The organism is uncultured Anaerococcus sp., from assembly GCF_963510915.1.
Taxonomy (GTDB): Bacteria; Bacillota; Clostridia; order Tissierellales; family Peptoniphilaceae; genus Anaerococcus.
In genome coordinates, this window is record NZ_CAUPHG010000055.1 from 1 (window position 1) to 11,798 (window position 11,798).

Genomic DNA, 11,798 nt, shown 5'->3' on the forward strand with positions numbered 1-11,798 from the left:
CAAAGGAGACTTAACAAATGGTAAAATTATCACCATCAATACTTTCAGCAAATTTCGCAAACTTACAGAGAGATTTAGATAAGACCAAGGGTTTGGGGCTAGATATGATCCATATAGATGTCATGGATGGAATTTTTGTACCAAATATTTCCTTCGCCTTCAAGGTGATTTCTGATATTAGGGATAAGAATGATTATTTTTTCGATACCCACCTTATGATTGAAGAGCCTATTAGGTATATTGATGAATTTAAAAAGGCTGGTTCTGATAGGATTACAGTTCACTATGAGGCCTGTAAGGATTTAAGAAAAACTCTTAAAAAAATTAAGGAAGCTGGAATGGAAGTTGGTTTAACGGCCAAGCCAGAAACGGATCCAAAACTCCTTTTAGAATATTTTGATCTAATCGATTTGGTTTTGGTTATGAGTGTAAGACCGGGTTTTGGCGGTCAAAAATTTATGCCAGAAATTAAAGAAACTATGAGTCTTTATAGAAAATACATTGACGAAAATAATCTGGATATAAAAATTCAAGTAGATGGTGGTATAAAAACAACCAATGTAAGGGAAGTTTTAGACCTGGGAGTCGATGAGATAGTGTCAGGCTCTGATATTTTTGTTAAAGATATAGGCGCACAAATAAAGGCCTACCATGAAATTTTTAAAGACTACGAATAAAAACAAAAAGCTGGTGATGAGGATCTCATCTACCAGCTTTTTTGATAATTAAAAAACTGACCAAAAGGCCAGTTTAAAAATTTTTAATTTAGTACTAAACTAAAAAGCTCAAGCTTTTTCTACTTTTCCACTTTTAATACATTTTGTACAAGCGTTAATAGTTTTTGGAGTGCCATCAACAATAGCTTTAATTTTGTGCACGTTTGCTTTAAAAGTTCTGTTAATTTGTCTATGTGAGAATGTTACAGACTTACCACTTGCTGTACCTTTGCCACATATATCGCATGCTCTTGCCATAATTACACCTCCTCCTTATTCATCTTTATTATTCTACCAAAGTTTTACAAAAATTACAAATTTTTAGTGGATATTTTTAAGAGAGATTATTTTTCATAATGGTATAGTATATAAGAAAATAGACAAAAGGAGAAATTATGGATTATAAATCTCTTTATAATAAAAGATTTGCACATATTGACTTTAATAAGGAATTAAAGTCTTACACAACTTTTGGCATAGGTGGACTTGCAGATGTGATTGCAAGACCAACTAGCATTAAAGAATTAGAAGACTTATTAAAATTTAATTTTGAAAATAATATAGAGACTTTTGTTATGGGTAAAGGTTCAAATCTCTTAGTATCAGATAAGGGAATTAGGGGCTGTGTGATTGTTTTTTCTGACAATTTTGACCAGGTAATTATAGAAGATGAATACCTAACAGCTCTTTCTGGTACATCATTAAACAAGGCAAGTCTAGCTGCAATAGATGAGGGTCTTTCTGGTATGGAAGAAATTTCTGGCATACCAGGATCAGTTGGCGGTGCTGTAGCTATGAATGCAGGCGCCTACGGTGGAGAGATTAAGGATATAGCTGTGGAAATCAAAGCCTTTGACTTTGAAGGAAATCTTCATACTTTTAAAAACGAAGAAATGAATTTTTCTTATAGGCATTCAAGGATTTTTGACGATAATTTAATTGTGGTCAGCGCTAAGTTTAAACTTGAGAAGGGTGACAAGGACTTGATTAGAGAAAGGTATGAGGATTTTACAAATAGACGCCAAACCAAACAGCCCCTTGATAAAAAATCTGCAGGTTCTACTTTCAAAAGACCTGAAGGGTCTTATGCATCAAAACTTATTGATGAATGTGGGCTTAGAGGTTTTAGGGAAGGTGATTGTCAAGTTAGTGAAAAACATTGCGGCTTTATAATTAATAGAGATGCTGCAACTTGTGAAGAGATGCTAAAATTTATTAACCACGTATCCAGCATAGTTAAGGAAAAAACCGGCTTTGTTTTAGAACGTGAGGTAAAACTAGTCGGAGACTTATAAATGAAATTAAAAATAATTACAGGTCTTTCTGGTTCTGGCAAGACAACAGCCCTTAGAGCCTATGAAGATTTAGGTTATTATGCTATGGATAATGCACCAGCTTATCTGGTAGAAAAATTTATAGAGCTTAATAATTATCAAGAAAATCCAATAGAAAAGATGGCTGTTGTGATTGATTTTAGGTCTTTTTCTCTTGATAATGATATATTTACATCTATTAAAAGTTTGAAAGAAGCCAACAAAGATACTGAAATAATCTACATCTATTGTAATGATGAAATTATTCAAAAAAGATACAACGAACTTAGAAGACCTCACCCACTTGGTGAATACGGGAATGTATCTGATGGCATAGAAAAGGAAAAGAAACTTTTGAAGCCGATTAGGGACATTTCAGATAAATTAATAGATACAAGCAATTATAAGATAGCAGAATTAAGGCAAGTAATTGAGTCAAGTGGTAACAAGACCAATAATATGATTATAAATCTTATATCCTTTGGTTATAAATATGGAGTGAGTGCCGACTTTGACTTTGTTTTTGATATGAGATTTATTCCAAACCCATTTTATGTGGATGAGCTTAAAAAACTAAATGGCACAAACAAGGAGCTTGCAGCCTACCTAAACCAATTTGATATTATAAAGGAGTTTGAAGATAGGGTCTATGACCTTATAAAATCTCTCCTACCTTCCTATGCAAAGGAAGGAAAGAATATCATAACTATTGCCTTCGGATGCACCGGTGGTCAGCACAGGTCTGTATATATGGTTGAAAAAATGTACGAAAAGATGAAGAATGATGATTTTATATTAATTAAGAGACATAGAGAAAAGGATAAGTGGTAAGATGAGATATTTAAAAAGATTAGACATAGATAACATAAAAAATGCCAGAGACCTCGGAGGAGTACCAACAAAAGACAATAGGTCAACTAAGTGGCACGAATTTTTTAGGTCAGCCTGTCTTGATGATGTAAAAGATACTGATATCAAGGATTTAAAAGATTTGAATATTTCTACCATAATAGACCTAAGAAGGGAAAATGAAATAGCTTTCGAATCTGAAAGTCATAAAAATATAAAAGAAAATTTTGATTACCACCACATTTCTCTTTCTCCAGATAAGGAGTTTAGAAAAGAGGAAATAGATAAGATTATCTCAGGTGAACTTTCTGTAGGTCAATCATATAGAAACCTAATTGACCACTATGAAGCAGTAAGAAAAATAGTAGAAGTCCTTGCTAATGCAGAAGGATCAGCTCTTTTCCATTGCCAGGAAGGTAAGGACAGAACTGGTATTGTGTCTATGATAATAATGGGCTTGGCAGATGTTTCAAGAGGAGATATTATTGCAGATTATGAAACTTCATCAGCCCACCTTGGTTATATAGAAAAATTTGACGAGGATGAACCTTTATCTATTTTTAGGATTACAAATCCTTATAATATGAAGGAAGCCTATGACTATGTTATAAGAAAATATGGCAGCTTTGAAGCTTATCTTCAGCATGCTAAGGTTGATCAAAAAGACATCGATGCTTTAAGGAGAAGGATAAGGGACTAATATGAGTTTTTCCCAAAGATGTAAGAAGGAACTTCTCAAGAAAGATCCCTTAGACCTTAAAGGCGAGCTTATTTCCCTAGCACATTTTATCGGGTCAATTAGGATTTCTTCTTCTGGCTTTAGCCTTATTTTTAAAACTGATGCTAACCAAGAAGCCAGATACATTTATAAGTTGATTTCTGACTTATACGATTATTCTCCAACTTTTGAAATTCAGGACAATCCTGATAAAAAAAATAAAAGAGATTATGTAGTTATAATTGAAGATGCTAATGTGTCTGATAAGTTAATTAGTCTAATGAATGAGGGATTTATAGAAAATTATGTAAGCATTGAGGAAGTCAATTTAGATCAAATCAAAGGCTTTTTGAAAATCGCTTTTATCTTTAGGGGGTCTGTGAATGATCCTCAAAGGGGCTACAATTTAGAAATTGTTGGTAAAAATGAAATGGAAGCTAGGATAATTAAGGATTCTATGGATGCTTTTAATCTAAATTCCAAGATAAGTAAAAGACTTGATAACCATATAGTTTATCTCAAAGATTCCGATAAGATTTCAGATTTCTTGGTGGTTGTAGGCGCTATGCAGTCACTATTTGAGCTGGAAAATGTAAGGGCTATGAAGTCTATTAGAAATGATGTAAATAGAGTTAATAATTTTGACAATGCTAATATTGACAGAACTGTAAAAGCGGCTATGGCTCAGGTTGATGCCATTAATAAGATTATTACAAATAACAGATTTGATGAATTAGATGACCTAAGTCAAAAAATAGGAAATCTTCGTCTAGAAAATCCTTATCTTTCTCTTGATGAACTGGGAGATAAGCTTAATCCACCCCTAACAAAGGCTAAGATTAATTATAGGTTGCAAAAATTTATCAAATTAGCAAAAGATTTGTGAGAGCAAGTCTTTTTTTAAGGAGTTACTATGACTGCAAAATTTACCCACCTCCACTTGCATACTGAATATTCTCTTCTTGATGGTTTTACAAGGATAGATGAACTTTTGGACAGGTGTAAAGAACTCGGCATGGATTCTGTTGCTATTACAGATCATGGCCAAATGTATGGGGTCATAGAATTTTATAAACAGGCACAAAAACGTGGTATAAAACCAATTATTGGTTGTGAGGTCTATGTTTCAGAAAGAGACCACAGGATAAAAGACCCAACCAATAGGAGGTACTACCATTTAATTTTGCTTGCAGAAAATAATACTGGCTATAAAAACTTAGTTAAGATTGTATCTGAGGCCTATGTTAATGGATTTTACTATAAGCCAAGAGTATCCTTTGATTATATAAAAAACCATACAGAGGGTCTAATTGCCCTTTCTGCATGTCTAAATGGCGAAGTCAACCAAAGAATCCTTGAAGACGATATGGTTGCTGCAGAAAAAACAGCACTTAAATATGAAAATGCCTTTGGCAAGGGCTCTTTCTTTTTAGAAGTCCAAGACCATGGATTAGCAGAACAAAAAAAAGTAAATAAAGCAATATCCTACCTTCATAAAAAACTTGGCATAGAGATGGTTGCAACCAATGATGTCCATTATATAAATAAGGAAGACTCTTACTACCAAGACGTGCTTATGTGTATTCAAACTGGATGTCTTATAAAAGATGAAAATAGAATGAAGATGCCAAGCAGGGAATTTTACTTAAAAGACCCTGAAACAATGGCGACTATATTTAAAGACTACGAAAGAGCTATAGAAAATACTGCGAAAATTGCAGAACGTTGTAATGTTGAAATTAAATTCCACCAACCTCACCTTCCTTATTACACAAAGCTCCCGGAAGGACTCTCTAATTTAGATTATTTGAAATTATTAGTCAACGAAGGCATAAGTGAGAAATATGATACTATCACCGATGAGATAGTTAAAAGAGCTAAAATGGAAATTGATGTAATAAACACCATGGGTTATGTGGATTATTTCTTAATCGTTTGGGACTTTGTAAACTACGCAAGGAAAAATGACATAGCTGTAGGGCCAGGAAGGGGTTCTGCAGCAGGTTCTCTAGTTTCTTATGCTCTTGATATTACACAGATTGACCCCTTGAAATATAATCTGATTTTCGAAAGATTTTTAAATCCAGAAAGGGTATCTATGCCTGATATAGATATTGATTTTGATTATGTATTGAGGGATAGGGTAGTTGAATATGTAAACGACCTTTATGGGAGAGACCATGTTTCTCAAATAGTAACCTTTGGTAGGATGCAGGCAAGAAATGCTATTAGGGATGTTGGTAGGGTTCTTGATATAGCCTATGGTAAGGTCGATACAATAGCTAAACAAATCCCAGCTACAATAGGGATGACCATAGACAAGGCATTAGAAGAATCAGATTCTTTTAGGGCTTCATACGAAAAAGATGCCGAAGGTAAAAGGCTAATTGATACAGCAAAAAAATTAGAAGGCCTGCCACGCCACACATCTATTCATGCTGCAGGTGTAGTCATTTCTAAAGACCCACTTACAGATATAATTCCTCTCGCTCTTTCAAATGACCAGGTAGTAAGTCAGTTTGATATGACAGAGATTGAGGAGTTGGGACTTTTAAAAATGGATTTTCTGGGTTTAAGAAACCTTACAGTCATAAAAGATACCATCAAGGATATAAAGAAAAACTATGGCATAGATATTGATATTAGAAAAATAGATGTAAACGATAAAAACGTCATCAAACAATTTAACCAAGCTAAGACCATAGGACTATTCCAGTTTGAATCCGCTGGGATGAGAGCCTTTCTAAAAAATCTTAAACCTACAGTTTTTGATGACCTAATTGCGGCAAACTCTCTGTTTAGACCAGGCCCAATGGATGAGATTCCAAAATATATCCATAACAAAAATAACCCAGAAGATGTCACTTTTTTAGATGAAAAGCTAAAGCCAATCCTTGGGGTGACCTATGGAATTATAGTTTACCAAGAACAGGTAATGCAAATAGTTCAAAAACTTGCTGGCTATTCTTTGGGAGAAGCGGACAACCTAAGGCGTGCCATGTCTAAAAAGAAAATGGCTGTTATGGAAGAAAATAGGGATATTTTTATAAATGGAAAGGTCGACGAGAACGGCAGGGTCATAATTCCAGGAGCTATTAGAAATGGAGTGAATAGGCAGGCGGCAAATACAATCTATGATGAAATGATTTCCTTTGCCAAATATGCCTTTAACAAGTCTCACTCTGCTGCTTATTCTCTTGTAGCTGTACAAACGGCATACCTCAAGCACTATTACCCAGAAGAATACATGGCAAATTTAATTTCTTCTGTAATGGATCAAGCAGGTAAGCTTTATTCCTATGTGTCAGAGACGAAAAGAATAGGCATACAAGTCCTTGCACCAGATATAAATAAGTCCATTGGGTCTTTTAAGGTAGCTGACAAGAAAATTATCTTTGGACTATCAGGAATTAAAAATGTTGGTCTTAATCTTATCGATGCTATTGTAAAGGCAAGGGAGAATGGTGGAAATTTTACAAACTTTAAAAATTTCCTAGAAAGAGTTGAAGACACCGATTCAAGAGCCTTGAATAAAAAGGGAATTGAATCCTTGATCAAAGCAGGTGCATTTGACAGTCTCGGTTATACTAGATCATCACTTATGGCGATTTTTGAAAAAGCAATAAATACAGTCCATGATAATAATAAAATAAATGTAACTGGACAAATAAACCTTCTTGATATGACAGGCAATGAAGAGGAATCAGACATTGATATACCTAATATTGATGAATATCCAAAAAAGGTCAAACTAAGACTTGAAAAAGAAGTTTTAGGTTTTTATATTTCTGAACATCCCTTAGCAGAAAGGGGTCTTGCCCTATTAAATATTGTAGACTTTACAACAAACTACAGGGAAGAGCTTGGAGTGGAAAATATTTCTAGGCTAGATGGTAGGTTTGTGACCATGGCAGGAATAATAAATAACAAGAAGGAGCTTACTACTAAAAAACGAGATTTAATGGCCTTTGCTTCCTTGGAAGATTTGAATGGAAATATTGAGATGGTAATTTTTCCTAAAACCTATAGTGAATATAGGCGATTAATAGATGATGACAATATAGTAATAGTAAAAGGTAGATTGCAAACTGACGAAAGTGATGTAAAATTATTAGCGGCAGAATTTATTGATATAGAAGATGCAAATCTTAAAACATTATATCTAAAAATGCAATATAAAGAGTATAATGATATCAAAGGGTTAATTTTACAAAATTTAGGAAAAAACCCTGTAAAGATATATTTTGAAGATAAGAAAAAGTTAGTTGGTCTAGATTCAAGTTTATGGTTTAATATCAACAGTACAAGTATAAAATTACTTGAAGATAGGCTTGGCAAAGAAAATGTTAAGACAAAATGAGGAGAGATAATGAAGACAATAGGTATACTAACCAGCGGTGGCGATGCCCCGGGCATGAACTCTGCCATAAGGGGAGCTGTCAGAACTGCACTAAATAAGTCTATGAGAATCAAGGGTGTCAGAAATGGTTATGATGGTCTTATGAAGGGTGACATTTATGAAATGAACATCTCATCTGTAGCAGATATCATCCATAAGGGAGGCACTATCTTAGGCACAGCAAGAAGCCTTGAATTTCAGACTCCAGAAGGTCAAAAAAGAGGAGCACAAATCCTTGCTGACTATGGTATTGAAGGCTTAATCGTAATTGGTGGTGATGGTTCATTTAAGGGAGCTAAGGCTCTTTCTGACTTAGGAATTAAAACCATAGGTATCCCTGGAACAATCGATAACGACATGGGTTATACTGATTACACAATAGGATTTTTTACTGCCATAGAAACTGTATCAGATGCTATAGGCAAGTTAAGAGATACATCAAGCTCTCACGGTAGGGCTGTCGTAATAGAGGTAATGGGACGTAACTGTGGAGACCTAGCTTTATATTCTGGTCTTGCAGGTGGTGCTGAATCTATTATTGTGCCTGAGCATAAGTTTTCGATTAATGAAATAATTGCTAAGATGGAACATGGTAGAAAAAGGGGAAAACTTCACCACCTAATTACCCTAGCAGAAGGTGTCGGCGACCCATATGCACTTGCAAATGAACTTGAAGAAAAAACTGGTATCGAAACTAAAGTAACAGTCTTAGGTCACGTTCAAAGAGGTGGTTCACCATCTGCAGTAGACAGACTTTTAGGATCTGCTATGGGTTCTAGGGCTGTTGAACTATTATCAGAAGAGAAAACTGGCCTTGCTATAGGTTATGTTAATGGACAAATTATAGAAGTAAGTATAGAAGAAGCTACATCTGTTAAGTCTGTCTTTGATGAAAACCTATATGACTTAGCAAATAGCTTATCAAGATAGGAGATAAAATGCAACCAGAAATTTTAAAGAAAACCAAAATTGTTTGTACAATAGGACCATCTAGTGAAAAACCAGAAGTACTTGAGCAACTCATCGAAAACGGAATGAACGTAGCTAGATTAAACTTTTCACATGGTACTCATGAAGAACACTTAGAAAAAATCAAAACAATCAGAAGACTTAGAAGAAAGCTAAATAAGCCAATAGCTATTATGCTAGATACTAAGGGACCAGAAATTAGAACTGGTAACTACAATGTTAAGGAAATTTACCTTAAACCAGATGACATCTTTACTCTAACAACAAGGGATGTTATGGGAACCCAAGATATAGTATCTGTAAGCCACAAGGGTTTACCACAAGATGTTAAAGTTGGCAGCGAAATCTACATAGATGACGGTCTTGTTCAACTTGAAGTAATAGAAATTAAAGATGGTACAGATGTAGTTTGTAGGGTACAAAACAATGGTGTACTTTCAAACCACAAGGGAGTCAACCTTCCAGGATCTAAAACAAATCTTCCAGCAATAACTCCAAAGGATGTTGATGATATTAAGTTTGGTATCGAAAACGGTATCGACCTAATAGCAGCTTCTTTCGTTCGTAAAAAAGAAGACGTTTATGACATAAGAAAAGTCCTTGAAGATCACGGTGGAGAAAATATTAAGATTATCTCTAAAATTGAATCTCAAGAAGGTGTTGATAATATCGAAGAAATCATAGAAGCATCAGACGGAATCATGGTAGCCAGAGGTGACCTTGGTATAGAAATCAAAACAGAACTAATACCAGGAGTACAAAAAGACATCATCAGAAGATGTAATGCTGCTGCAAAACCAGTTATAACAGCTACACAAATGCTTGACTCTATGATTAGAAATCCAAGACCAACAAGGGCAGAGACAACAGATGTTGCTAATGCTATTATAGATGGTACTGACTGTGTAATGCTTTCAGGTGAAACTGCTGGTGGAAAATATCCAGTACAAGCTGTTAAGACCATGAAAGATATCTGTATCACAACAGAATTATCAGATGACTTTATAGAAAAAGTATATAACACAAAAGTCATCACAAGAAGAAATACAACAAACTCTATAGCTAGATCTACATGTCAAATTGCAAGAGAACTTGATGCTAAAGCAATCATCACTTGCACATCTTCAGGTAATACCTCTAGGGTAATTTCTAAATTTAGACCAAGAACAACAATAATCGCAGCTACAACAACAGATGAAGTAGCTAGACAACTATCAGTAGTTTGGGGAGTATACCCACTAGTAATCAAAGAAGCCCACGAGACAGATGAGCTAATCGAAAGAGCTATAGTAGGAGGCCTATCAGAAGGTTATCTAGAAGAAGGCGACCTCACAGTAGTATCTGCTGGTGTTCCATTAGGTGTAAGTGGTTCATCAAACTTAATTAAAGTTCACGTAATAGGTGACATAATCACATCTGGTATAGGTATAGGAGCTAAATCAGTTTCTGGCAAGGTTGTAATAGGTTCAACAAGAAAAGAATTAGAAAGCAAATTTGAAGAAGGCGATATAATCGTAGCTAAATTTACTGATTCTGATATAACAGAATTTATTGAAAAAGCTTCAGCTATAGTTACAGAAACAGGCGGACTAACAAGCCACACAGCAGTAGCAGCAGTTCACTTCGGTATTCCTGCAGTAGTAGGTGCTACAAATGCACAAAACTTAGTAGAAGATGGTCAAATTGTCACAGTAGATCCAATAGGTGGAGTAATCTACAACGGAGAAACTAAAGTAATCTAATGAAATATAATGATATCTATATAAGAGATATCCTAATAGATGGGAGGGGAGTTGGAGAAACTTCCGAAAAGGTTGCTTTTATCGAAGACGCAGTATACGGTGAAGTCTGCGATATTGAAATATTAGAAGAAAAGAAAAATTTCTATAATGCTAGAAAAATAAAAACAATCAAAGAAAGTCCCGTACAAACACAAGCTCCATGTCCATATTTTTATGAATGTGGAGCTTGTACTATTATGGATATAAAATACGAAAACCAACTTCAAATAAAAAAGAATCTCATTTTACAAGCTTTAGCCAAGTCTACATCCTACAATTTAGACGATATTGAAATAATCCCATCAAAAGAGTTGAGGTATAGGAATAAAATTAGACTCCAAGTAGAAAAAGATGGACGTCTTGCCTACAATAAATCCTATTCAAACGACTTAGTTTACATAAAAGATTGCCTGCTCGCTAGGGAAAATATTGGCGAAAACTTAGGTAAAATAGAAGAAATTACCAAAGATATATCTGGAAAATTTCCAAGTTCAATAAAAGAAATCACTATAAGAACCAACGGCACAGACATCATGTTAAATATTGATATGGACACAAATAAGGAACTTATTGCCTATATCAAAGAAAAATATGCAACCAGCAAATTTTTTATAAATATAATAGGAAAGGAAAATATAAATATTTCTGGCAAAGCTTATTTGGAATATAAAATATTTGACAAAAAATTTAGAATAAGTGCCAATGACTTCTACCAAGTTAATAACTTTCAAATAGAAAATCTTTATGGAGAGGCAAAAAAACTTTTAGGAAAAGGAAAAAAAGTCCTAGACCTCTACTGTGGATCTGCCACCTCATCCATAGCCATCAACGGCGATAGGCTTGTAGGAGTAGAAATAAATAAAAATGCCATCCAAGATGCAAAAATAAATGCAGAAATAAACGACCTAAGGGACTTTAAATTCATAGCCAAAAATGCTAAATATATCGACGAAAAATTCATCAAAAAAGAAAAAATCGACAGCCTAATAGTAGATCCACCAAGAGCAGGTCTAGATAAAGACCTAATAAAAACAATAGGTAAATCCGGTTTAA

Annotated in this window: 10 protein-coding genes; 9 read left to right on the forward strand and 1 reads right to left on the reverse strand. The window is 34.4% G+C overall.

Translation table 11 applies throughout. The features are described 5' to 3' along the window. Positions 1–17 precede the first annotated feature (17 nt). Complete coding sequence (gene rpe / locus RQ893_RS05815) at positions 18–677, forward strand: ribulose-phosphate 3-epimerase (protein ID WP_311482110.1); 660 nt, start codon at positions 18–20, stop codon at positions 675–677. Positions 678–785: 108 nt separating this feature from the next. On the opposite strand, the gene rpmB is transcribed toward rpe, so the two are convergent. Further along, a complete protein-coding gene (gene rpmB, locus RQ893_RS05820) occupies positions 786–974 on the reverse strand; it encodes a 50S ribosomal protein L28 (RefSeq protein WP_209773937.1) in 189 nt (62 codons plus the stop codon). Between the two features lie 137 nt (positions 975–1,111). Between rpmB and murB the strand changes: the two genes are divergently transcribed. The 8 genes from murB to rlmD form a co-directional block, all read left to right on the forward strand. Next, positions 1,112–2,011, forward strand: coding sequence for a UDP-N-acetylmuramate dehydrogenase (gene murB / locus RQ893_RS05825; RefSeq protein ID WP_311482111.1), 900 nt, complete (start codon positions 1,112–1,114; stop codon positions 2,009–2,011). Further along, entirely contained in the window at positions 2,012–2,860 is an 849-nt protein-coding gene (rapZ, locus tag RQ893_RS05830; RefSeq protein WP_311482112.1) for an RNase adapter RapZ, read from the forward strand. A 1-nt stretch (position 2,861) separates the two neighbouring features. After that, positions 2,862–3,578, forward strand: a complete 717-nt coding sequence (locus tag RQ893_RS05835; RefSeq protein WP_311482113.1) for a tyrosine-protein phosphatase — start codon at positions 2,862–2,864, stop codon at positions 3,576–3,578. A gap of 1 nt (position 3,579) precedes the next feature. Next, on the forward strand, positions 3,580–4,482 hold the full coding sequence (gene whiA, locus RQ893_RS05840; protein WP_311482114.1) for a DNA-binding protein WhiA: 903 nt from the start codon (positions 3,580–3,582) through the stop codon (positions 4,480–4,482). A 27-nt stretch (positions 4,483–4,509) separates the two neighbouring features. Beyond that, a complete protein-coding gene (locus tag RQ893_RS05845; protein ID WP_311482115.1) occupies positions 4,510–7,956 on the forward strand; it encodes a DNA polymerase III subunit alpha in 3,447 nt (1,148 codons plus the stop codon). 9 nt (positions 7,957–7,965) lie between these two features. Next, entirely contained in the window at positions 7,966–8,925 is a 960-nt protein-coding gene (pfkA, locus tag RQ893_RS05850; RefSeq protein ID WP_311482116.1) for a 6-phosphofructokinase, read from the forward strand. An 8-nt stretch (positions 8,926–8,933) separates the two neighbouring features. Then, complete coding sequence (pyk, locus tag RQ893_RS05855) at positions 8,934–10,706, forward strand: pyruvate kinase (protein WP_311482117.1); 1,773 nt, start codon at positions 8,934–8,936, stop codon at positions 10,704–10,706. Continuing rightward, positions 10,706–11,798 (forward strand): 23S rRNA (uracil(1939)-C(5))-methyltransferase RlmD (gene rlmD, locus RQ893_RS05860; RefSeq protein WP_311482118.1); only part of this gene is annotated, 1,093 nt, incomplete at its 3' end. The genes pyk and rlmD, both read left to right, overlap by 1 nt.

Bases quoted from the DNA above. Each gene is read 5' to 3' on its own strand.
- rpe (WP_311482110.1), top strand. From the start codon at position 18: ATGGTAAAATTATCACCATCAATACTTTCAGCAAATTTCGCAAACTTA.
- rpmB (WP_209773937.1), bottom strand. From the start codon at position 974: ATGGCAAGAGCATGCGATATATGTGGCAAAGGTACAGCAAGTGGTAAG.
- murB (WP_311482111.1), top strand. From the start codon at position 1,112: ATGGATTATAAATCTCTTTATAATAAAAGATTTGCACATATTGACTTT.
- rapZ (WP_311482112.1), top strand. From the start codon at position 2,012: ATGAAATTAAAAATAATTACAGGTCTTTCTGGTTCTGGCAAGACAACA.
- RQ893_RS05835 (WP_311482113.1), top strand. From the start codon at position 2,862: ATGAGATATTTAAAAAGATTAGACATAGATAACATAAAAAATGCCAGA.
- whiA (WP_311482114.1), top strand. From the start codon at position 3,580: ATGAGTTTTTCCCAAAGATGTAAGAAGGAACTTCTCAAGAAAGATCCC.
- RQ893_RS05845 (WP_311482115.1), top strand. From the start codon at position 4,510: ATGACTGCAAAATTTACCCACCTCCACTTGCATACTGAATATTCTCTT.
- pfkA (WP_311482116.1), top strand. From the start codon at position 7,966: ATGAAGACAATAGGTATACTAACCAGCGGTGGCGATGCCCCGGGCATG.
- pyk (WP_311482117.1), top strand. From the start codon at position 8,934: ATGCAACCAGAAATTTTAAAGAAAACCAAAATTGTTTGTACAATAGGA.